We start from the raw sequence: 22,590 nt of genomic DNA on the forward strand, positions 1-22,590 counted from the left end.
CCGCCCCGCCGCGTGAGCTACGCGGACATTTCACCTGAGGCAAGCACGAACACCATCCGGACATCTTGACATGAGGCAAGACGTCGGTACGTCGGCCAGGGGCGGTTCCTCAGAGTTCAAGTACCCGCGCGTGGATCACCGAGCGGTGATGGAGTGCGGTGCGCAGGGCGCGGTGGACTCCGTCCTCAAGGTAAAGCGTGCCGTTCCAGGAGACGACATGCGGGAAGAGGTCGCCGAAAAATGTGGAGTCGGCGTCCAGGAGCTTGGACAGATCCAGCATGGACTGAGTGGTGACCAGATCGGTCAGCCGCACTTGCTTGGGTGGGATCTTTGACCAGTCAGCGGGTGTGACCAGGCCGTGTTCGGGATAGGGGCGTGAATCACCCACGGCCTTGAAAATCATGGGTTCAGCCTAGTGTGTTGCACCCTTGTGATTGCGTCGTGGGGTGCGACGGGGGGCGTGTTACGAAACCACACTCAAAACTGGTCGGGTCGAGGGCAGCTGAACGGGGCGGAGGTTCTGATCGAACTGGGCACCCAGGCCGCGCTGGATGAACAGGACGGTGGCGTCCATCCGAGACTTCTGAGCGCGCGTGCTTTCGGCCCCGTGGCTGCGGTCCGCGGTGGATGCGAGGGAGCCGTGCACCAACTGCGTGAGCTGGGCCGGATCGGTGCGGGGAAGGTAACCCTCGGACATGGCGCGTTCCAGAATACCCACCAGGACGCCTCGCAGCTTGCCCACATGCTTGCCGAGCTTGGCGAAATCTTCGGGCGCCAGCACGGTCTTCATGGCCTCCCCAGGGGGGAGGTGGCGGCGGCTCATGTCCTCGAGCTGCGCCCGCACGTAGGTTCCCAATTGGTCAATGGGGTTCTCGGTCTCCGCGAGGTCCCGCTCCAGGTCCGCCACGAACCGTCCGGTCTCATCCAGGGCGTAGGCGACCAGTAGTTCACCCATGTCCGCGAAGTAGTTGTAGACGGCCGTGCGCCCCACGCCCGCGGTCTTGGCCACCTGGGTCATCGTGAGGTCGGTGAGCCCCTGCGTGTAGAGAAGCTGCCCGAATGCGGTGAGAATGGCGCGCTGGGTGCGCTCGCGTTGGGCTGCGTTGCTGGAAGCTGAAATGCGGGGCATGTTGACACCTTATCTGATTCCGTCAGTAAATCCGGGGGCGTGCTGACTGAGGCGGGTGACGTTCTGTCAGTACATTCAACGGCACGGGGTGGTAGATGTAATCCAGGCGCAGCGATCTCACCGAGACCTTTCAGGAAATGTCCCGCTCATGCCCCGAATACGACGACGCCGCGCTCACCGGACCCAGCGTGGGGAACCGGCGCGCGCGGCGTCGTCGGGCGGGCAACTCAGGATTCAGCGGCGAACCCGCCCTGCCACAGCGATTCGAACGGGAGGCGTGAATCGAGGCGGTGGCGAATACCGGCGGAGACGAAGGCCTTGGCCGTGCGCGCGGCGTCGATCTCGGACGCACCCTTGGCCAGTTCGGCAGCCACGGCGGCGGCCAATGAGCAGCCGGCTCCCGAAACCGGGACCTCGCCGACCTTGGGCTCGCTGAGCACCTCGAGCTCGGAGCCGTCATAGAAGACGTCCACGGCGTCCGGACCGGACAGGCGTACCCCGCCCTTGGCCAGCACCGTGGCACCGGAGGAGTCGTGGATGCGCTTGGCGGCCTCCTTGAGGTCCGCCACGTTGTCGATCGAGTCCATGCCCGACAGTGACAACGACTCGAAGTGATTGGGCGTCACGAACGTGGCCAGCGGCAGCACTTCGGCCTTGAGGGCCTGGTCGGTGTCCAGGGCTGCGCCGGGCTCCTGGCCTTTACAGATCAGCACGGGATCCAGGACCAAGTGACGCGGCTTGAGGTCGGTCATGGCCTGGGCCACCGTGTGGATCGTGGCGGGTGAACCCAGCATGCCGATCTTGACGGCGTCCAGGTCGTAGGCGGCGGAAATGGTCTGCAGCTGATGGGCCAGGGTCTCCTGGTCCACGGGAGTCAGGCGGTGGGCCCAGTCGTTCTCCGGGTCGAAAGCCACAATGCAGGTCAATGCCAGGGAACCGAAAACCCCCAGCGACGTGAAGGTCTTGATATCCGCAAGCGCGCCGGCCCCGCCGGTGACTTCGGAACCGGCGATTGTCATGGCGACGGGAGGCTGCGGGCGGGAATTTTCAGTCATGGGGATATTGTGCTCCTGCAATCCCCGAGCTCGCGAATTCAACGCAACGGGCGTAACCATTACACTGATCCTCGACGCCGGGTGGCAGACGACGTCGCACCAGTTTCCCTTGATTCCGTGGAGAGTTTGTCGTGCCCCATTCCGCCACCCCGCTCACCCGCGACGTTTCAGCCACCGCGGCACCGTCCGACGCCGCCGGCCCCGCCTTCGCGCGCCGCCCCCGCACGTACTTCGACCTGATTCTGGCCGCGTACTGCGTGATCCTGGTGCTTTCCAACATCGGCGCGACCAAGGGGGTGGAGTTCGGTCCGATCATCACGGACGGCGGTTTCTTCTTGTTCCCCCTGGCCTACGTGCTGGGTGACGTGGTGACAGAGGTGTATGGCTTCAAGGCCGCTCGGAAGGCCATCATCACGTCCTTCGTGTTCGGTGCGTTCTCCTCCGCGGTGTTCTGGATCGTGATCATCCTGCCGCCGGCGCAGTTCTACGAGAACCAGAGTGCGTTCGAGGCTGTACTGGGGCCCGTTCCGCTGATCGTGGCCGGCTCACTGCTCGGCTACCTGGTGGGTCAGTTGCTCAACGCCTACGTCATGGTGAAGGTCAAGGCCAGGACCCAGGAGAAACACCTGTGGGCGCGTCTCATCGGCTCCACCATGGTGGGCGAGCTGGTGGACACCATTATTTTCTGCTCGATTGCCGCACCCATCATCGGCATTGATTCGTGGTCCGGGTTCTTCAACTACGTAATTGTGGGATACGTGTACAAGTGCCTGGTCGAGGTGCTCATCATGCCCCTGACCTACGCTGTGATCGGATGGATCAAGCGCCGCGAGCCGAGCTACGGAACGGTTCAGGGCGGCGTCGAAACCCGCGCGTAGTTCGCACGCTCTGACCGTTGGCCCACGGCCGCGGTCGGGGGCCGTCTAATAGCCCAGATATGCCAGCTGCGCGGCAATCGAATGCTCGGCCGCGCGGCGTACACCGTGCGGAACGTCCGAGTACACGGCATCCGTGATGGCCGGCAGGCTCGCGTTGCTGCCCAATTCATGGAGCACCGAGCGCACCTGGTCCAGCCGTTGCAATCGGTGGTCCGTGAGCTCTTCACACACTTCTTGGATGTCGTGAAGCGGGCCGGCGTGGGCCGGGAGCACCAGGGCCCCCGAATAACGCGCCAACACGTCGAGTGAGCGCAAGTAGTCGCCCAGGGAACCATCCGGATGGTCGATCATCGTGGAGCCGCGACCCAGGATCGTGTCGCCGGTGATGATGGTCTCCGGTTCGTCGTGCGGAATCCTGAAGCACACGGAATCCGATGTATGACCGGGGGTCGCAATGACTTGGATGCGCATCCCCGCGGCCACGATCGTGTCGCCGTCACGCAGTGGTTCACCCTCGCGGCAGTGTTCGGGAAGAACGGCGCGCACGGGGGCACCGGTGAGCTCGCGCAATCGGTCGATGCCGTCCGTGTGGTCACCGTGCCGGTGGGTGATCAAAATCAGCACCACGTTCCCGACATTCGCGATGGCCTGCAGATGCCCCAGATCCTCGGGTCCGGGGTCAACCACCACCACGTCGCTACCGGGCCACGAGCCTCTGCCTTGTGCGGAGGGATGAGCGCCGTAATGGGGGTACTCAGGGTCGGAACCCCGTGCCGAAAGGATCCACGTGTTGGTTCCGTCCAACGTCATGGGCCCGGGGTTGGGTGCCAGGATCACACCCGCGCACGCGCTGACCCGGCGAAGTTCGCCGGGGTGGGCGTGGGGCTCTTCCGGGTCCATTAAATTCGGTTTTCCTGGACGGCCGCGGCAATGGTGTCGAACGCGGTCAGGGTGGTCAGCAGCATCCATGCATCCTGTGGGACGGGCCAGCTGGACAGCTTGGTCGCCACCACACGGGCCGGCCGGTTGATGTAGATCATCTGACCGTGGATACCCAGGGCCAGGATCACGTCAGAACCTTCGCGGGGGATCCAGAACTGGTTGCGGTACATGCCCCCGGGCATGCGGGTGTCCGTGGGGGAATCGGCAAAGACCTGGCGGGAATCCGGGCCCCCGGCCATGGTGTCGTAGATCCATTCGGCGGGGGTAACGCGCGCGCCCGTCATGGAGACTCCGTCACCCAGGACCACGCGACCCACGCGGGCGATATCACGCAGCGAGGCGGAGATGCCGCCGTCGAACATGCCGGTGCCGGTGCTGTCCACCCCGATGTTGGCATCCTCTTCAGCGCCAATGCGACTCCACAACAATCGGGACATCAGTTGCTGCATCCGGGCGCCACCGGCGGCCTCGCACACCCAGCCGAGCACATCGGTTTCCGCGGAGCGATACTCGAAGGTTCCGCCGTGCTCGCGGACCTTCTTCAACCCGAGTAGGAATTCGTACATGCTGCGCGGTCCCGGGTGGGTCCACGGTTTCCAACCGATGGCTTCCTCGAGCTGGCGAACCTCGGCGTCCGGGTCCGTGTACTCCTCGGAGAACCGGACGCCGGTGCGCATGTCCAGCAGGTCGCGCACGGTGGCCCCGGCATACCCCGAATAGGCCAGCTGCGGCACGTAGGCGGTAACGGGCGCGTCCAGGTGCAGCAACCCAGAGCCCCACAGGGAGCCGGCAACCAGTGAGACCAAGGACTTGCTCACGGACATCAGCAAATGCTTGGTACCCGCAGCCATACCGCCGGGGTAATGCTCGGCGAGGATCTTGCCGTCGTGTTCGACCAGCCAACCGTCCGTGTAGGTCCAGTCCATGACCTCGCCCACGGTGAGGAATCGGCCGTCCACCGTGACGAGGGGAAGGTTCTCCACCGGGGCGGGGGCACTCTCGAACGGAGCTGCGGGCGCCGCCGCCCGTGAAATTGCGGCGGTGGGCAGAATGTCCGCGATGTGCTGGAAGGACCACGCGAGTTGCTCGGGGGTCTGCCAGTTGTTGAGAGTGACTCCCGCACCCGGGGAGCCGCTGGTCTCGCTGAGCAACCTAGGCCTTCAAACCTGCGGATCCTTTGGCCCCTGCAGGACGCACCAGGGGAGTCACGGTGTACATGTCTCGGAAGGATTCAATCAAGTGCTTGGCCCTGATGCTCAACGCGGTGCCATTGCCGGTGTCGCGCTGCAACCGCCCGATCGAGACAATGATGCCCAGGTCTGCGCCCTTCCAACGGAACTCGCCGGGACCGTAGATCCGCATGAAAAAGACTTCCGACGAGTTCTGAAGCTGGTGCCAGTCTAGCGCCGGGCGGCGGTAGACGAGCCCGCCGTCAGCGTCCACGAAGTACTGGCCGGTGCGCGGTGCCTTGTCGATACGGGCGACCCCCGGGGAGATCTCCTTGACCACGGCCTGGCTCCACACATCCACGGCGGCCAGCTCGGCCCAGCGCTCATTGATCTCATCCACGTCCAGTTGCAGTTCCACGTCCATGTACTGCAGGAGATGGAACAGGAACAGGGGGACGTCCGCGTAGGCGCCGGCGGTGACCTGGGTGATGGAGGTGGCTCCGGAAATCCGCGGATTCAACTCACCCAGGTACACGTCCTTGGTGTCCAGATCGATCAACACGTCCACCTCGAAGAAGCCCATGTAGCCTTCTTCGCCCAGCCGGTCACCCAGCCTGCGAACCATGTCGGAGGCAATGGCGCGGGTCTCGTCATCGAGCACGTCCGGGAACGTCTCGTTACCGCACCAGCCGCCGCGGTACGGGGTCAGCTCGGGGTAGCCGGTCAGTTCGGTCATGAACGGACCCACGATGGTTCCGGCGTCCGTGCGCACCGCTTCCACCGCCACGGGGAAGTTGTTGATGCGCTTCATGACCTTGACCTCTTGGCCTACGATCTCGTCCTTGTACTCGTCCCAGTCCTCCTCGGAATTAATGAAGAAGGTGGTCTTTCCGGAATCGCCGTACGCCGTCTGCACCACCAGATCGGTGCCGAGGTTGTTCTCGGTGGTTTCTTTCTTGAGGGCATCCCACGAGTCCACGGTGGTGAGGATATTCGGCACGGAGGGGGCCCCCACCTCGTTGCCCAGGCGCGTGGTGATCAGCTTGGAGTCCAGCATTTCGCGCAATTGCGCCTTGGGCAGGATGAGGTCGTAGCCGAGTTCCTCGCAGATTTCTTCGGTTTCTTCGTTGAAGAACACCAGAGCAATCTTGGGGCGCGTTCCCTGAGGGGTCCGCGAGTCGATCAGGGCGCGCACCTCATGGTGGCGGAGCAGCCAGTTGTTGATGTCCTCGCCGGACTCGAACTCGCGGGCGGGTTTGTTCTTGGGGGTGAAGATGCGCGGATGTGCGCCGTCCCAGCCGTCGTAGAACGAAATGTAGGAGAGATTGCGCACCCAGCGGTCCAATCCCAGCAGGTTGAACGGGGTGGCACCCACGAAGAACACGGGAGTGTCATTGACGCGGAAGAAGTGGCGCACCTCGGACACATTGCGCAGAACTCGCCGCGTGGGCCCGGCCATGCTGGACGGGACGTACTTGGCGTCCACGCCCACGCCGTATCCTCCGGCGGTAACCTGGTTGGATTCATCCACGGATGCTGGGCGACCGGGCACCACGCCCTGGGCCGGTTGGTCGGTGTCCTCGGCCTCGCGGTGGTCCACGAGGGAAATTGCGCCGGTGGGGGGTGAAACGAAATCTTGGTCGACTGGTTCGCTGGCACGAGTACCGGCGAGAGCCGCACTCACGCCGGATTCCGCGGCATCTTGCGCGGGTGTGGGCGTGGAATTGGAGTCCACACCGGATTGGTCCTTGTTGTTAGTCATGCTGACCACCCCTCTGGATCGCTGTGATTCCCGTTTATACAGGCCGGAGAATGTGGTGCACAACATAGAGCGGCGTGTCCCGGGGTTTGCGAGGAAAGATTTCACAGTGCGGGACCGTGCCAGGGTGATAAACAGTATGGTGATCATTGCATTTGGTAGTAATTTCTGAGAGTTTTATCCCGGTATTCGAAATACGTTCCGTTATTGATGGCGTCGCGTGCTCCGGACACCACGTCCAGGATGAACCGTTCGTTGTGGATGGATGCCAGGGTCGCCGCGTTGCGCTCCTTGGCCTTGAATAGATGCCGCAGGTACGCCCGAGTGTAGTGGGTGCACGTGTAACACGGGCAGGTCTCGGAAATGGGGGTGAAGTCCCGGGCGAAACGCACGTTGGTCAGGTTGAAGCGACCGGTCGGAGAGTAGACCGCGGAAGAACGGGCCACGCGGGTGGGGGAAACGCAGTCGAAGGTGTCCACACCGTTGTCAATGGCCGTGAAAATATCGTCGGGCTCGGAAATTCCCAGAAGATGTTTCGGAGTATTTTCCGGTAACTCTTCCGTGCACCAACGAACAATTGTCCCCAATTGTTGTTTTTCCAAGGCCCCGCCGATGCCAAAACCGTCGAATCCCATGGTGGACAGGTCCCGGCAGGCCGTGCGGCGCAGGTCCTCGTACTGAGCGCCCTGGATGACTCCGAACAGCGCCTGGTAGGGCTTGTGCGAGCGCTCCTCGGTCAGGCGCTGGTGCTCCGCAATGCAGCGCAGGGCCCACAGACGCGTGCGCTCCAACGCCTCCTCCTGATAGCCGCGGGAGTTGTGGAGCGTGGTGAGCTCATCAAAGGCGAACATGATGTCCGCGCCCAGGTTGTGCTGGATCTGCATTGATTTTTCCGGGGTGAACCGATGCAGATCCCCGTTGATGTAGGAACGGAACCACACGCCGTCGTCATCAACGTTGGCCATGCGTTCCTGGCCCTTGGCGACGTCGTCGTCACCGAGCGGTTCCTTGACCGTGGACATGTCGATGACCTTGCCCAGGCCGGAGCCCTGGGACATGACCTGGAAGCCGCCGGAATCCGTGAAGGTCGGGCCGGGCCAATTCATGAAGGTGCCCAGCCCGCCTGCGGCGTCCAGAATGTCGTCCCCGGGCTGGAGATACAGGTGGTAGGCGTTGGCCAACATGGCCTGGGCGCCCTCGTCCGCCATGGACTCCGGGAGCACGGCCTTGACCACGGCCTGGGTGGCCACGGGGATGAACGCCGGCGTCTGGATATCGCCGTGCGGGGTGTGAATGGTGCCGGTGCGGCCCTGGAACTGCCCACCGTTCGCCTCGATCTGCTGCGCAGCGGGGGAGGAGCTGTCCCGAAGGCGTGTTTCGATCTCGAAGCTGAAAGCGGCGGTGGCTGTTTCGGTACGGGGTGTGGGCACCACACCATTGTGCCGGTTCCGGCGAGCTGGGAGAGAATGGGCCCGGTTCAACGTTCCGGACAGAAAGGTAGGCCGCGCCCAGGTGAGCACGGTTGCCCAGTTCTTCGCCCTCCCGCCATCCCAGCGGGATCACATCCCGGCGGCGCGTATTGCGCTGTCCGTGGCCATACCCCTGCTGGTTCTGCTGGCCCTGGATCGGACGGACCTGGCGATCTACGCGGCCTTCGGTGCGTTCACCTCCATTTACGCGCGCAACGAACCCATCCGGGATCGGTTCAAGCACCAATCGCAGGCGGCGCTCATCCTGTTGGTGTGCATCCTGCTGGGTGCGCTGCTGTCCAACATGGGTGCCGCGCAGCTGGTGACGTTGGGGGTCACCGCGGTGGTCGCCGGTGTGGGTGCCCTCGTGGCGGCCTATCTCAACCTGAAGCCGGCGGGATCGCTCTTCTTCATCTTTGCCGTGGGTGCGATCGGTTCCCTGCCCGAGGCGGCTCCCCCGTGGTTGGCCGGCCTGATCGCGGCACTGTCCGCCGGGCTCTCCGTGGCGCTGGGGTTGGCCGGTCAATGGGTGGGTGAAGGCGTCCAAGGACCCATCGCCCCCGTCCCCGCCCATCACGGACTCGCCACCGGGCAACTGTGGTCGCACGCCGGCCGGTTCTTCCTGGCCACCTCCGTTGCCGGCGCGCTGGGTTTGCTGAGCGGAATGTCCCACAGCTACTGGGCCATGCTCGCGGCGGCCGCCCCAATCGCGGCCCCTGACCTGAGTGCCCGGCTCCAGCGCGGCGTGCACCGCATGGTCGGCACGCTGGGTGGCGTGGGGGTGACGGCGTTCTTGCTGTCCATGCAGTTGGAAACGTGGCACATCGTGGTGTTCGTGATCATCCTGCAGTTCCTGGCCGAGCTGTTCATCGGCCGCAATTACTCCATTGCGCTGTTGTTCATCACTCCGCTGGCCCTGCTGATGACCCAGCTGGCCCACCCGGTGGAGACACTGTCCCTGTTGCAGGCCCGCGCGGTGGAAACCGTGATCGGCGCGGTGTGCGGTCTGGCGGTCGTGTACTTCTTCCGGTCCCGCTCGGAGCGTGAAGCGGACACCCGTGCCGTTCCGCTGATCCGCCAGGCGGCCAATGGTGAGGAGCCGCGGGGCTGACGTGTGAGCCGGGGCAGCCATGGAACTGCGGGCCTTGTCGCAGACCGGGCGGAGCACCTCGGAGACATTTCTGGCACAGGTTCGTAGAAAACACCGGGTTCCAGGCGCGATCCTCTGCCCCAGATGTTCAGGTGCGTTCCTCAACCCCGGATGTCCGCGGGCCGAATGCTCCCGGGGGGAAAGTGCGCGAAACGCGACCCAGCGGCGGCGTCGTCGAGATTCAGCGGCCCCAGCCGGCGTGGGCAATGGCCTGGCGGATCAGATCCCCGCGGCCGCCTTCGAACTCGCCCTGGACGCTCGCCGACAGTGCCTCGTCAGGGGTCATCCATGACAACTGCAGGGCGTCCTGGCGCGGTTCGCATTCGCCGCGCACCGGGATGATGTAACTCAGGGCCACGGCGTGCTGGCGGTCGTCGGTCAGCCCGGTCTCGGACGGGGACGGGAAGAATTCGGAGACCGCGAACGGCACTGTGGAAGACGGCATCTGCGGGAACGCGAGCGAGCCGAGATCCTTCTCGAGGTGCCGCAACAGCGCCGCGCGTACGGTCTCGCGGTACATCACCCGCCCGGAGACGAAGGTGCGCACCATGTGGCCCTCCGACGTCCCTTGCAGCAGCAGGCCGATCTCGGAAATGCAGCCGAGGGGGTCCAGGCGCACGGGAATCGCCTGGACGTAGACGATGGGCAGCAACGACCGGGCGTGATTGAGGTCGTCCTCGTTGAGCCAGCCTGGATTAGGGTCCGGAGTACGTACAGAACTCATACAGTGTTTCTACCGCAGCACACCCTTTGGGGCCATGCCGCGGGCCGGATTAGCGGGGTCGTTCAGCGCACAGCCGAACCTCATGCCAGGCGCGCGGCGGCCTCCAGAACGGTCCACGCCTGCACCTGCGTGCTCAGTTCCACGGGGGCTCCCACCCGTTGCGCCTCGTTCGAGTGCCGCGCGGGTTCGGGGGAAAACACAGCCACGGTTTGGCCCTCATGTCGCTGCGGGCCGGGCGTGGAGAAGTCCTCGGTCGGATCGAATTCGCGCCGACTGTCCCACAGCGCCCGGGCGGTTTCCTCGACGAGTTCGCGAGCCAGGTTCCGTGCCTCCGGGCCCACCAAGGACGACGCCGCCGCCTGGCCCAGATAGCGCGCCAGGATCCCCATGAACAGCCCGCCGTCCCCGCCGCCGTGGGCGCGCAGCACGGGCGACCCGAGGGGGTCTTCCTCGGTGAACTGCTCGGCGGCACCGTGCACGATGGCGGCCGCGCGATCCGACCACAACTGCCGCCCCCCGGGATCCTCTGTGAGCTCGGCCAGCTCCAGGACCGCGCCGAGCACCGGGCCGGAGTTGTAGCTGTACAGTGCGCGATCCACGGCCGTGGTTTCCGTGCCGGACCCGGCGGCAACCAAGCGGATGCCGTCCAGGAAAGCGCCACGTTTTTCGTCCCACAGGGTGTCGAACAACCAGTTCAGGTGGTCGCGGGCTTCCGCGACACGGTGGGTCCGCAGCAGCGCGAGTGCAGTGGGAGCCGTGGCAGCGGTGTTCTTGTAATCGCGGGTGGTGTTCCACCACGTACCGCCTCCCAGGTTGGAGTCGCAGCCGGAATCCAGCCGGCTCATGAGCGAGCTGCCCGCGCTGAGCACGTCCTTGCCGCACGTGCCGGTCGCTTCGAGGTCCTCCTCGCGCAGTCGTCCCAGGGCCAGGGCGAGCCAGGCCATGTCGTCGAAGAACAAGTTATTGGTGACTCGTCCGCCGCTGCGGACGGCCATGCCGCGCAACAGGTGGTGGGCGCGGGAACGGAGGCGGGCGGCGCGGTCACGATGACCGGCCAGGCGCTCGCGGGTGGCGGCGTCGACCAGTGCGTCCAGGAGATGGGCCTGCCACCAGTAATGCCACGGGCCCACGCGCGGGTGCGGGAAAGCCACGGCACCCAGATAGGTGCCCGGCATGCGCAGTGCGCGGGAGCCGAACAAGTGATCCACGGAGTGCGCGGCTTTTGCGGCGCGGTACGCCGGGGATTCGGACATGACAGTGCTCCTGGGCCGGAAAACGGGACGGACCGAGCCTATCGGCCTAGCCGAGCTGGGCCTGCAACTCTGGCTCCGCGATCTGCGAAACGAGCCACGGGCTGAACGCGAACGGGGCGCGCTGCACGGCACCGGCCAAGTCCTGAGGTGAGGCCCAGGCGTATTCGGCGACCTCGGACTCCACGGGTTCGGGCTCGAAATCGGTGGTTGCCACGAAGACCGGGCAGAACTCGTTCTCCACGATTCCGGAGGCATCCGTGGCGCGGTAGCTGAATTCCGGGATCACGGGGGCGATATTGCGAATTTCCAGGCCGAGCTCCTGCTGCGCGCGACGCGCGATGGCCGACTCGAAGGACTCGTCCGGGCCCGGGTGGCCGCAGAAACTGTTGGTCCACACGCCCGGCCAGGTCTTCTTGCTCAGCGCGCGACGGGTCACCAGGACCTCACCCTTGGTGTTGAGCACGTGGCATGAAAAGGCAAGGTGCAGGGGAGTGTCCTCGGTGTGGACCTCCGACTTGAGAGCGGTGCCGCTGGGCCGGTGCTGGTCGTCCAGGAGCACCACGTGCTCCGCGGTGGTCTGCTGGGTCACGATGAGCCGCCTCGAGGTGGTGTGTTAGGTTCCAGCCCATGGTAGCTGGCAGGTCTCACACGATATGAGGAAACGTCGCACGGCACCGCCCCTGCCCATGGACCGCGGGGTGGGGCCAACGCGGGTGCGGATGCCGGGGCCGGGTGCGCCGGATCCCGTTCTGGTGGACCTGGGGTCCTTGCCCACAACCGCCGTTTCATACGTGATGCAGCGGTTCCCCGACAGCGCCGCGTGGTTCGCGGACGAGGTCGCGGCCGGCCGCGTTGTATTCGACGACGCCGCCGTGGTCACCACCTCCTCGCCGTACGCGCCGGGCACGTCCGTGTGGTTCCACCGGCCCATTCCCGACGACGACGCCGCTCCCGTCACCCTGGATGTGCTCTACGAGGATGAGTGGATCATTGCCGTGGACAAGCCCCACGGGCTGTGTAGCACGCCCAAGGGCGAGAATGTGCGCCGCAGCGCGGTGGTGGCCGGGCGGGTACAGTTCGCCAACGATGAGATTTCCGCACTGCACAGGTTGGATCGTTCCACCGGTGGGGTCCTGCTGCTGTGCAAGCGGCGCGAGGATCGCGGGGCGTTCCACAAGATGTTCGAGGAACGGTCGGTGTCCAAAACGTATTGGGCGGTGGCTGCACTCAATGATCGGGTGGGAATCGACCCGGTGCGCGTGGAATCGCGGATCAGCAAAACCCAAGGGGAGCTGCAGGCCCGCGAGGGCCCGGGGGGGATCAACGCGATCACGGACGTGCGGTTGGTGTCCACATTTTCCGATTGCTCCGGCGAGTGGGGGCTCTACGACGTGCGTCCGCTGACAGGGCGCACCCACCAGATCCGCGTGCACATGACCTCGCTGGGGCTGCCGCTACGAAATGACAAGCTCTACCCGGTGCCGCGTGAAGATTTCGATGTGGAGGATCCGGACAACCCCATGCAGTTGATCGCGAGGTCCATGACGTTTGTGCACCCCATAACGGGGGATCCGGTGACGATCAATTCTCGGTTGACGCCCAGTAGTCATGCGGCACCGGGCAGGGATTCCCATTGATCGCTCGCATGAAAAAATTGTCTTGAAACAATGTGGTGTATAACGGCAAGATAACGTCTTTGCATGTAGTGTCAACCGTGGCTCTACTTCCCCCCAGCCACCTCACGGTGGACGGTGCTCTTTTTCTGAACCGCTTATTTGACGCAGCCCCCCGTGCGCAATTTCGTCTGGTCATTGGATGACTCTGCGCACTTCTGCGCCCGACGACGAAATGGCCCGATACTGATGTTCAAGTACCGCACCCCCCGACACGCCGCCCCCAAACGTCGATCCACCCATCGACTCATTGCCACCACTACAGCCGCCTGCATCGTGCTCGGTGGTTTGGCAACCGTGGCACCGGCCCACGCCGCAACCGCGGACATTGTCTCTGTCTCCCAGGCAAGTCGCGCCTCTGATGCGCAGAACATGCTCAATCAAATCAATGCTCACCGGAAATCAAAGGGATTGGCTCCGGTAAAATACTCGGCCAGCTTGTCCGGTATAGCTCAGGGTCAGTCCAACCGATTGGTGCAGCAGGAAGTCATTGATCACAGCAATACATTCCAGACCGACCCGCGCGCCGCCGGATATAACGCGGCGGGAGAAATTCACGCTCTCTCGTATCAAAATTCCGTCACCGACCTCGTGCAATGGTGGAAGGGGTCCAACGGACACAACAAGGTACTGACCGATCCGAAAATGACGGTCATCGGCATAGGTCTGACCCACGTGGANAGGGGCCATCCGATGTGTCCACCACCGTTTCCGGAAGTCCTCTCGGCGGGGTGGCCACGCAATCCCGCACCGTGACCCCCACACCGGCCACCGGTTACACGGTCAAGGGCGGTATCAAGGCCCGGTACAACGCCCTGGGCGGAGCCGCGGTCATCGGCTATCCCATCACCAACGAGCGCGGCGGGCTCCTCAACGGCGGCGTGTATCAGGTCTTCCGCAACGCAGCGGGGGTGGAGCACAAGATCATGTGGTCCCCGGCCAGCGGTGCGCACGCGGTCAAGGAAACCGGTGCCATTGGGAGTGCATGGAAGAGGGCAGGGTTCGAGCGCGGTTGGGGTTACCCCACCACCGAGGAGTACCGGGTCGGCAGCGAAGTTCAGCAGCGTTTCTCGAACGGCTACGTTGCCCACTGGTCCTCGGTGACCGGGAAAACCTGGGTTACGCGGTAGGTCACCTTTGCGCGCCCAGCCTGGGCGAACCCGAAAAACGGCTCCGTCGGCGTCGTTAGACTCGGCAGGAACGGCCCGTTATCGCTGCGCAGCAGCGGTAACGGGCCACTGACGTGTGTCCGGGGTTACCTGCCGCGGCATTGGACGCCAGGCCCTCTAATGAGCGCCATTTGCAAATCCGAAAGGTACGTTTTAGGTTCTCTCAGCGTTAGCAAAGAATTCGGGTGAGAAGATGGCGCTGCCCGGCGCATGATTACAGCGAGGCGAGACGCTACCTTGGGGGGTGCGTCTGTGCTCCGAGCAGGCAAGGCATCTATGGGGGAAGCATGAACGCGACAGCAGCCGAGGCGGGCAACGATCGCCCGGGCGAAGTAGTAGTGGCGCCGAAAACGTCATCCAAACGATTGGTGGGCATCGATGCTGCCCGGGGACTGGCACTGGCCGGGATGATGGCGACCCACCTTCTACCGGCGTGGAACGAGACCACCGGAGACGCGACTCTGAGCTGGAGACTGTTCTCCGGCAATGCAGCGGCTCTCTTCGCGCTGTTGGCCGGGGTCGGTCTGGCGCTGAGCACAGGAGGCAGGCACCCGCACGAGGGTCGGCGCATGACAGCGAACCGGGCCGGGATAGCCGTGCGGGCAATCCTGATCAGTGTGGTGGGACTGTGGATCGGCACCCTGATGCCCGAGAACCCTCCCGCCTACAACATCCTGATCTACTACGGGGTGTTCTTCCTGCTGGCGATCCCGTTCCTGCGGGTCGGCCCCAGGATGCTGTTCGTTTCGGCGGCGATCTTCGCCATTGGGGCTCCACTGCTGATGCAGAGTCTCCTCGATGTCCTACCCAATTGGAGTTCCTACAATCCCTCCCTGGGCACTGTGCTCGCCGAACCGGTGCCCACGGCATCGCAGCTGTTGTTGACGGGTAATTATCCGGCGCTGCAATACATGACGTTCCTGCTGACCGGGATGGGCATCGGACGGTTGAATCTGCGCGAGATCGGCACTCAGGTGCGAATTCTCGTGGTGGGCGTGGGGGTGGCGGTTCTCGCGCACCTCACGTCATACATCCTGCTGTACGGACTGGGCGGCTACCAGCGGTTACTGGAGACCTCGGACCTACGGGTGAGCACCCTGAACGAGTGGCTGACGTGGGGACCGGACGGATTCCCGACCGACACGCCATGGTGGTTGGCGATCACCACGCCGCACACGGACACGCCCTTGGCGCTTGCGGCGAGCTTGGGCGTGGCCATGGGTGCTCTCGGTGCCTTCTTGCTGATCGCCCGCAAGGTCGGTGCCTGGCTGTTGCCATTCACGGCCATGGGCATCATGACGCTCACGATTTACACGGCCCACCTGGTGGCGCTGTCCTTCGAAGTTCACTACGACCGTCCCTACCTGTGGTACGTGATTCACCTGGGGGTCGCCGCGGCCTTTGCCATGGCGTGGTACCTCAACCTGGGAAAGGGCCCTCTTGAACGGGTGATCGGGTACGCAGTCACCGGGGCGCGCAGGATCGTGCTGGGCGGGGCGGCAAATAACCCAGAAATGGGCGCGAGCCGCTGACTCCCAGGCTGTCGAAACGGCTCGATCAGCCGCTGATGGGCCCGTGGCGGGTCAGGCGCCCCCGCTCTGGCATGTCGGGCACCACGCAATCTGTCGCAGGTGCTGAACCGCGGAAGCACCGCGGGCTTCGGTGGTGGACGGGGCGGCGTCGTCGATCTCGCCGCGCTTGAGGCGCGCGCCGCAGCGGCGGCACGGCTGGTCGTAGTGGCCGTACGCCCAGAAGAGCGGGCGGCCGGTCGCGGGGTGGCCCACCGTGGAGCGAAGCGGCCGATCGCGGTTGAGGTTGAGCAGCTTGTGCGCCAGCGTCACGATCTCGGTGAGCTTCCCCTCGGGCAGGGACCCCACTGGCGCCCACGGATTGGTGCGCGTCATGAACAGCACCTCCACCCGGTACACGTTGCCGATCCCTGCAAGATTGCGCTGGTCCATCAGCGCCGTGCCGATCGCGCGATCCGGTTGGGCCCGCAGCCTGCGCAGCGCCTCGTCCAGGTTCCAATCGGGGCCGAGGATGTCCGGGCCCAGAAAACCCACGAGCTCTTGGTCCTCGAGCCGCGTGGGCACCAACCGCACGTCCTTCACGTCGAAACCAATGGCATCCACGGTGGCGGTGCGCAGGATCGCGCGAATCGTGTGCGAACCCTGCCCAATGGACACGTCCGCGCTCAACGGTGTGCGAGCCTCCGCACGGGAACGCACGCTCGCGGAGCGGCGATAGGGCTGCCGACCGCGCCGTCCCCGAACCGCCGGGGCTGTCCCGGCTGACGACGCCGCCCGCGCCCCCGATTCACGTTCCGCACCATCCTGGGCGGCCACGGCACGCTCGAACACCCGCCACGTCCCGTCCATCATCAGGTGCGAGTGCAGGGTGAGCGGTTCGGCCCCGGACTTCAGCTCGGAAGCATTGGGGGCGGCGGACAACCGGATCAAAATGTGCTTGCCCCGCGGCACCACATCCACCACCGTGCGCCCGGACAGGTCCGTGGTCGCCAGCGCGGGCACCCGAAGATCCGAGGAATCCAGTACGTGCCCCTTGAGAGCCTCGCGGAGCATCTTGCATTGCCGGTAGACGGAATCACCCTCTGGCATGGGCCATCACCCGCTCAGCGGGGCCCGCATGCGCACCCCGCGTGGTGTTTGGTAGAAGCCTCCGGACAACAGTCCCTCGCGCAGTGCAGTGACCATCTCGATCGAGGACAGCACGGATTCACCGTTGACCTTCTCCACCACGAGTGAGTCCACGGCGCGGCGTTGCACGAGCGCGGCCACGGCCTCGGCGGCCAGGCGCAGCTCGCTCTCGGCGGAGGTGAACGCGAGCGCGGTTTTGCCGCCGCGCTCCAGGTAGAGCACCAGATTGCCGTCCACGAGCACCACGATCGCACCGGCCTTTCGCCCCGGACGGTGCTTGGTCGAGGACTCCAGCGCCACGGCGTCCGGCCAGTCCAACGCGGCACCGTACGGATTCGCGGGGTCGGTGGCCGCCAACGCGAGGACCTGCGGTTCCGGGGCGCGCACCGAATCGTCCTCGGTGAAGCTGCGGAGGGTATCAACCGTTGCCGGTTGGGTGAATTGCGCGGCGCCCAGGCCTTCGATGAAATAGCCGCGCCGGGAGCGCCCCGCATCTTCCAACGCCCGCAGCACCTTGTACACGGTTGCGAAGCCACCCGGTACGTCCTCCACGGCCACCGGGCCGCGCGTGAGAATCCCGTAGCGATCCAGTAACAGCTCGGCCTGCGCCTGCGCCCGCACGGTCGCATTGAGGGGTTCGGGTTGCAGCACCGACCAGCGGCCGGCCGTGGTGCGTTCCTCGGCACCGCCCTGGGCGCGCACCGCGCGACCACCCGCATCGGTACCGGCGCTTTCATAGGAGACGCCCACGCCCGACGCCGCCCCCGGCCGGGACAATCCCCGCAACCGAGCCGCGCCGCGCCGCCCGGCCGCGCGTGAGCGGGCGGGTCGTTTGGGTGTCTTGTGGGAGGAATGCCCGCCGGCCATGAGCGCCCGCACCGGCGCATACGTGTCATTGGTGATGAGTCCGGCCCACAGCAGGTTCCACAGCGCGGTCCGCAGCTGCGGCATGCCCGCGGTCAGCCCCGCCTGGCTCAGCGGCTCGATCAGCTGCCACGCGAAATACGCCCCGCCGCCCTGCAGCACCGCGAGCACCTGCTTCTCCAGCTCGGAATCCAATTCCGAGGCCGTAACCTGCAGCTTTTCGACCGGCGGCAGGGACAGCTCCGCGGACTCCGCCAAGTGGAACGCAACCCAGCCGTCCTCGCCTCCCAGGGAACCCGCTCCGGAGAACAGCACCTCACCGGTGGCCATGAGCTCGTCGAGCATCCCCGGGCGATACCCCACGACCCGCTGCGCCAGCACGAGCGGCTCCCACGCCGAGGCCGGAATCGGCACCCCCGCGAGTTGGTCGATCACGGTCAGCACACCGTCCAGCCCGCGCAACTGATGGCCCTTGACCGCGTGCTGCCACGCCGGCAGGAACTTGGCGTAGACGCTGTGCGCGACCGGCTCCACGTCTTCGCGCAGCGCGGCGAGCGAGCGGCGTCGTAGTGTGCGCAGCACCTCGATATCGCACCATTCCGAGTCCGACGCCGCCGGGTCGCCACTGGGACGGAACGCACCCTCATTGACGCGGCGCTGTGTGCCCAGGGCCCGCAGCGCGGACTCGACCACGGCCGGGCCCAGGTGCAGCGCCGTGGCAGCCTCGGTCACGCTGAACGGGCCGTGCGTGCGAGCGTAGCGGGACACCAGGTCACCCACGGGATCGGCCACCGGTTCCAGGAACGCCAGCGGCACCCCCATGGGCAGCGGAATCCCCAGGGCGTCGCGCATGCGGGCGGCATCTTCCACTGCGCAGTAGACCTCCGTGCCGCCCACGCGCATGATGATCGCGCGGTTGGTGCCGACCAACTGCTCCAGCAGGGCCTTGGCGTCGGACTCGCCCAGGTGCACGTCGTCGGTCTCCGTTGAGTCCTGCGGGCGCAGGCGCACTGCGGTCTCGGCGGGAGTCATCGGGCCCAGCAGGCGCAGCAGATCGGCCGCGCCCTCCACCCCGCGCAACCTGCGGTCCGGGGCCAGCCGCTGCAGCTGGGCCACCATCTGCTCGATGACCTCTTGATCCAACAGTTCCCGCAGCTCGGCCCGGCCCAGCAATTCGTTGAGCAATGCCGGATCCAGCGACAGCGCGGCGGCTTTGCGCTCGGCCAGCGGGGAATCGCCCTCGTAGAGGAACTGCGCCACGTAGCCGAACAGCAGGGTGCGCGCAAAAGGAGAGGGCGTGTCCGTGGTGGTCTCGACCATGCGCAGTTTCCGCCCGGCCAGCTCACGTTGCAACCGGAGCAGGGCGGGTAGGTCGTAGACGTCCTGCAGGCACTCGCGCACCGTTTCCAGGATCACCGGGAACTGCGGATACTTGCGGGCCACGTCCAACAGCTGGGCCGAACGCTGACGTTGCTGCCACAGCGGGGTGCGCTTACCCGGATCGCTGCGCGGCAGCAGCAGGGCGCGGGCGGCGTTCTCCCGGAACCGGGACGCGAACAGCGCCGAACCGCCCACTTCCTCGGTCACCGTGCGCTCGAGCTCGTCCGGGTCGAAGAGGAACAGCTCGGCCCCGGGCGGTTCCTCGTCCATGGCGGGCACCCGCAGGACGATGCCGTCGTCACCGGCCTGGGACGCGGCGTCGAGACCCCAGCGTTCCTCCAGGCGAGCGCCCACGGCCAGCGCCCAGGGGGCGTGCACCGGTTTGCCGAACGGGCTGTGCAGCACCACGCGCCAGTCGCCCAACTCGTCGCGGAACCGCTCGACCACCAGGGTGCGGTCATCGGGAATGTGCTCGGTGGACTGGCGTTGCTCGTTCAGGTACGCGAGCAGGTTGTCCTGCGCCCACTCGTCGAGCCCGGCGGCGGCCAAGCGCTCGCGGGCGCCCACCTGCGAGGCCCCGCCGATCTCACGCGTGAAACTGCCCACGGCGCGCCCCAGTTCCACGGGCCGGCCCAGTCCGTCGCCGTGCCAGAAGGGGAGCTTGCCGGGAACTCCCGGGGCGGGGGAGACCACCACGCGGTCGTGGGTGATGTCCTCGATCCGCCAGCTGGAGGCGCCCAGGGCAATGATGTCCCCGACGCGGGATTCGTAGACCATTTCCTCGTCGAGTTCGCCCACGCGCTTGGGGTTCTTGCCGTCCTGATCGCCCACCAGGAACACGGGAAACAGCCCGCGGTCGGGAATGGTGCCGCCGGAGGTCACGGCCAGACGCAGCGCCCCGGGCCGGGCCTGGAGCGTGCCGGTTTCGCGATCCCACACCACGCGGGGTCGCAGGTGCGCGAATTCGTCGGAGGGGTAGCGCCCGGCGAGCAGGTCCAACACGGCGTCGTAGGCGGAGCGCGGCAGATTCCGGAACGGGGCGCAGCGGCGGAGAGTGTCGAACCAGGCCTCCACGTCCACGTCCTCGGCGGCCGCTGTGGAGACCGTGTGCTGGGCGAGGATGTCCAACGGGTTGGCGGGGACCGCGAGGGGTTCCAGGCGACCGGCGAGCATTTGTTCGGAAATCACGGCGGCATCGCGCACGTCACCGCGGTGCTTGGGGTACATGCGCCCGATCGAGACCTCGCCCACCTGGTGGCCCGCGCGTCCCACGCGCTGCAACCCCGAGGACGCCGAGGGCGGCGACTCCACCTGAACCACCAGATCCACGTGCCCCATGTCGATACCGAGTTCCAGGGATGACGTGGCCACCACGCAGCGCAGCCGACCGGTCTTGAGGTCTTCCTCGATCAGGCTGCGCTGGTCCTTGGACACCGAACCGTGGTGCGCGCGGGCCAGCACGGAGGTGGCCCCTTCAAAGCGATTGTGCTGCCGGGAGATGTCCGCGAACTCACCGGTCGTCTCGGCATCGGTGGTCGCAATCGACTCGGCCTGCTCGGGGTCTTCCGTGCCGGGGGGCGCATTGTTGAGCCGGAACTCGTGAATCTCGTTGAGCCGCGCGGTGAGCTTCTCGGCCAGTCCGCGGGAGTTGGCGAAAACAATCGTGGAGCGGTGCTGCTCCACCAGGTCCACGATCCGCTCCTCCACGTGAGGCCAGATCGAGGCGGTCGCCTGGTAGTCGGAGGCCTCCAGGTTCGCGTCGACGTTCGCCGAGTCCGCCGTGGACGGCGAGGCCGAGGCGCCACCCAACGCGGTCATGTCCGGAATCGGCACGGACACCGTGAGGTCCCAGTCCTTCTCGGACGGCGGTCGCACCACCGTCACCGGCTGTGAGCCGCCCAGGAAGCCGGCCACGGTCTCCACCGGCTCCACGGTCGCGGACAGGCCGATGCGCTGGGCGGGTTGGTCCAGCAAATCGTCGAGCCGCTCCAGACTCACCGCCAGGTGCGCCCCGCGTTTGGTGCCGGCCACCGCGTGCACCTCATCGATGATTACGGTCTTCACCTGCCGGAGCGTTTCCCGCGCCTTGGACGTGAGCATTAAATACAGCGACTCGGGCGTGGTGATCAGGATGTCCGGCGGATGGGCCAACAGCGCTCGCCGGGTGGCCTGCGGGGTGTCACCGGAACGCACACCCACGGAGACGTCCGGCGGGGCGATGCCCGCGGCCTTCGCGGCCTGAGTGATGCCGATCAGCGGTGCGCGGAGGTTGCGCTCCACGTCCACACCCAGGGCCTTGAGCGGGGAAATGTAGAGCACCGAGGTGTGCTCATCGGTGTCATCGTCGGAGGGGCGCGTGATGAGCTGATCGATGGCCCACAGGAAGGATGCGAGGGTCTTACCCGACCCGGTGGGGGCGACCACCAGGGCGTGGCGGCCCGCCGAGACGGCCTCCCACGCGCCGCGCTGGGCGGCGGTGGGGCCGTCGAACGCGGCGTCGAACCAGGTGGCCGTCGCGGGTGAGAAGAGCTTCAGGGACGGGTCAGGACCCAAAGCCACGCACCTGGAGTTGCTCGACCTTGGGGTTGCCACACGCCTGGCCGGGGTAACTCAGAACCAGGGATTCATAGCTGCCCGGCGGGTAGACGCGCAAGCCGTTGGCCTGCTGCGGGTTGCACAGTTGCCCGATCGTACCCGGCTGGGTGATCTTCAGCGGGGCCGAGGCGGACTGACCGGGCTGCAGGGTGACGGCGGTTCCGGAGGCAGCACTGTCGCGGGCCGCGGGAGCACCCACGGTGCCACCGCTGGGGTCCACGAAGGACACCCCCGGGTAGCCGTGCAACACGCACGGTTCGCTGCCGGTGTTGGTCAGGTTCACGGAGGCGAGCACCGATCCCGCAGCACCCTGATTGGGTGTTACGTTTCCGGACAGCTGGGACACGCTGCACGAACCGGCTTGCGCGCCGGGGTTGCTCTGACCGTCCGTGGCGGGCGGGGTGAACGGCACCGCCGGCGGCATGCCCAGTTCGGGCGCCGACGCCGTGCGCTCGGGTCCCGGGGCCTCGGGTCCCGCCTCCGTTTGCGCGGCCTCGGAGGCGGATTGGGTCGGCTCAGGGGTCGCCGACGTGGCCGGCGATTCGGATGCCGTGGCACTCACCGACGCGGATGGTGACTGCGTGGCGGACTGCTCGTCGGCGGCGGTGTCATCACCGGCACCGCAGGCGGACAAGAACAGCACGGCGGCCAGGCCGGTTGCAATCACTGCGGGACGGGTGCCGGTGCGATTGCTCTGGGGGGCGAGAGTGATTCTCCTCATGGC

The 22,590-nt window shown here is 66.0% G+C and carries 19 protein-coding genes; 6 read left to right on the top strand and 13 right to left on the bottom strand.

What is annotated here, in order from left to right; genetic code table 11:
• Positions 1 to 109: 109 nt before the first annotated feature.
• The 3 genes from ABEA06_RS07110 to ABEA06_RS07120 all read right to left on the bottom strand — a co-directional run bounded on the left by ABEA06_RS07110 (position 110) and on the right by ABEA06_RS07120 (position 2,184).
• Entirely contained in the window at positions 110 to 403 is a 294-nt protein-coding gene (locus ABEA06_RS07110) for a type II toxin-antitoxin system VapB family antitoxin (RefSeq protein ID WP_190806647.1), read from the bottom strand.
• Positions 404 to 463: 60 nt separating this feature from the next.
• Positions 464 to 1,129 carry a TetR/AcrR family transcriptional regulator gene (locus ABEA06_RS07115; protein WP_345311039.1) on the bottom strand — a complete coding sequence of 222 codons (666 nt, stop codon included), beginning with the start codon at positions 1,127 to 1,129 and terminating at the stop codon, positions 464 to 466.
• Between the two features lie 227 nt (positions 1,130 to 1,356).
• Entirely contained in the window at positions 1,357 to 2,184 is an 828-nt protein-coding gene (locus ABEA06_RS07120; protein ID WP_345311040.1) for a hydroxymethylpyrimidine/phosphomethylpyrimidine kinase, read from the bottom strand.
• Positions 2,185 to 2,315: 131 nt separating this feature from the next.
• Here ABEA06_RS07120 and ABEA06_RS07125 point away from each other — a divergent pair, with 131 nt between their 5' ends.
• The gene (locus tag ABEA06_RS07125) at positions 2,316 to 3,062 is read left to right on the top strand and encodes a queuosine precursor transporter (protein ID WP_303382927.1); all 747 of its coding nucleotides are present in this window, start codon (positions 2,316 to 2,318) and stop codon (positions 3,060 to 3,062) included.
• A gap of 45 nt (positions 3,063 to 3,107) precedes the next feature.
• Here ABEA06_RS07125 and ABEA06_RS07130 read toward each other — a convergent pair whose 3' ends face one another.
• The 4 genes from ABEA06_RS07130 to tgt all read right to left on the bottom strand — a co-directional run bounded on the left by ABEA06_RS07130 (position 3,108) and on the right by tgt (position 8,362).
• On the bottom strand, positions 3,108 to 3,962 hold the full coding sequence (locus tag ABEA06_RS07130; protein WP_303382928.1) for an MBL fold metallo-hydrolase: 855 nt from the start codon (positions 3,960 to 3,962) through the stop codon (positions 3,108 to 3,110).
• Complete coding sequence (locus tag ABEA06_RS07135) at positions 3,962 to 5,155, bottom strand: serine hydrolase domain-containing protein (RefSeq protein WP_303382929.1); 1,194 nt, start codon at positions 5,153 to 5,155, stop codon at positions 3,962 to 3,964. The genes ABEA06_RS07130 and ABEA06_RS07135 overlap by 1 nt, the downstream gene beginning before the upstream one ends.
• Position 5,156: 1 nt before the next feature.
• On the bottom strand, positions 5,157 to 6,935 hold the full coding sequence (locus tag ABEA06_RS07140) for a biotin carboxylase (RefSeq protein ID WP_345311041.1): 1,779 nt from the start codon (positions 6,933 to 6,935) through the stop codon (positions 5,157 to 5,159).
• Positions 6,936 to 7,078: 143 nt separating this feature from the next.
• Positions 7,079 to 8,362, bottom strand: coding sequence for a tRNA guanosine(34) transglycosylase Tgt (tgt, locus tag ABEA06_RS07145; protein ID WP_345311042.1), 1,284 nt, complete (start codon positions 8,360 to 8,362; stop codon positions 7,079 to 7,081).
• A gap of 82 nt (positions 8,363 to 8,444) precedes the next feature.
• Between tgt and ABEA06_RS07150 the strand changes: the two genes are divergently transcribed.
• Positions 8,445 to 9,512 (top strand): FUSC family protein, encoded by a 1,068-nt coding sequence (locus ABEA06_RS07150; protein ID WP_345311043.1) that lies wholly within the window; start codon positions 8,445 to 8,447, stop codon positions 9,510 to 9,512.
• 220 nt (positions 9,513 to 9,732) lie between these two features.
• Here ABEA06_RS07150 and ABEA06_RS07155 read toward each other — a convergent pair whose 3' ends face one another.
• The 3 genes from ABEA06_RS07155 to idi all read right to left on the bottom strand — a co-directional run bounded on the left by ABEA06_RS07155 (position 9,733) and on the right by idi (position 12,117).
• Positions 9,733 to 10,275, bottom strand: a complete 543-nt coding sequence (locus ABEA06_RS07155) for an NUDIX hydrolase family protein (protein WP_303383595.1) — start codon at positions 10,273 to 10,275, stop codon at positions 9,733 to 9,735.
• Between the two features lie 80 nt (positions 10,276 to 10,355).
• On the bottom strand, positions 10,356 to 11,528 hold the full coding sequence (locus ABEA06_RS07160) for a glycoside hydrolase family 76 protein (protein WP_345311044.1): 1,173 nt from the start codon (positions 11,526 to 11,528) through the stop codon (positions 10,356 to 10,358).
• 46 nt (positions 11,529 to 11,574) lie between these two features.
• Positions 11,575 to 12,117, bottom strand: coding sequence for an isopentenyl-diphosphate Delta-isomerase (gene idi / locus ABEA06_RS07165; RefSeq protein WP_345311045.1), 543 nt, complete (start codon positions 12,115 to 12,117; stop codon positions 11,575 to 11,577).
• 64 nt (positions 12,118 to 12,181) lie between these two features.
• On the opposite strand from idi, the gene ABEA06_RS07170 reads away from it, so the two are divergent.
• From ABEA06_RS07170 to ABEA06_RS07185, 4 genes are all read left to right on the top strand, one after another.
• Entirely contained in the window at positions 12,182 to 13,165 is a 984-nt protein-coding gene (locus ABEA06_RS07170) for a pseudouridine synthase (protein ID WP_345311046.1), read from the top strand.
• 408 nt (positions 13,166 to 13,573) lie between these two features.
• Positions 13,574 to 13,957, top strand: a complete 384-nt coding sequence (locus ABEA06_RS07175) for a CAP domain-containing protein (RefSeq protein WP_425559506.1) — start codon at positions 13,574 to 13,576, stop codon at positions 13,955 to 13,957.
• Positions 13,933 to 14,331, top strand: coding sequence for an LGFP repeat-containing protein (locus ABEA06_RS07180; RefSeq protein ID WP_345311048.1), 399 nt, complete (start codon positions 13,933 to 13,935; stop codon positions 14,329 to 14,331). The genes ABEA06_RS07175 and ABEA06_RS07180 overlap by 25 nt, the downstream gene beginning before the upstream one ends.
• Positions 14,332 to 14,657: 326 nt before the next feature.
• Complete coding sequence (locus ABEA06_RS07185) at positions 14,658 to 15,902, top strand: heparan-alpha-glucosaminide N-acetyltransferase domain-containing protein (RefSeq protein ID WP_345311049.1); 1,245 nt, start codon at positions 14,658 to 14,660, stop codon at positions 15,900 to 15,902.
• Between the two features lie 51 nt (positions 15,903 to 15,953).
• Here ABEA06_RS07185 and ABEA06_RS07190 read toward each other — a convergent pair whose 3' ends face one another.
• The 3 genes from ABEA06_RS07190 to ABEA06_RS07200 are packed head-to-tail and all read right to left on the bottom strand — an operon-like array spanning position 15,954 to position 22,587.
• Entirely contained in the window at positions 15,954 to 16,988 is a 1,035-nt protein-coding gene (locus ABEA06_RS07190) for a DNA-formamidopyrimidine glycosylase family protein (RefSeq protein WP_345311050.1), read from the bottom strand.
• A 6-nt stretch (positions 16,989 to 16,994) separates the two neighbouring features.
• Positions 16,995 to 21,824 carry an ATP-dependent helicase gene (locus tag ABEA06_RS07195; protein ID WP_345311061.1) on the bottom strand — a complete coding sequence of 1,610 codons (4,830 nt, stop codon included), beginning with the start codon at positions 21,822 to 21,824 and terminating at the stop codon, positions 16,995 to 16,997.
• A complete protein-coding gene (locus tag ABEA06_RS07200; RefSeq protein WP_303382080.1) occupies positions 21,814 to 22,587 on the bottom strand; it encodes a DUF4232 domain-containing protein in 774 nt (257 codons plus the stop codon). The genes ABEA06_RS07195 and ABEA06_RS07200 overlap by 11 nt, the downstream gene beginning before the upstream one ends.
• Between the last annotated feature and the right edge of the window lie 3 nt (positions 22,588 to 22,590).

It is taken from the genome of Kocuria gwangalliensis (assembly GCF_039544365.1).
Classification (GTDB): domain Bacteria; phylum Actinomycetota; class Actinomycetes; order Actinomycetales; family Micrococcaceae; genus Kocuria; species Kocuria gwangalliensis.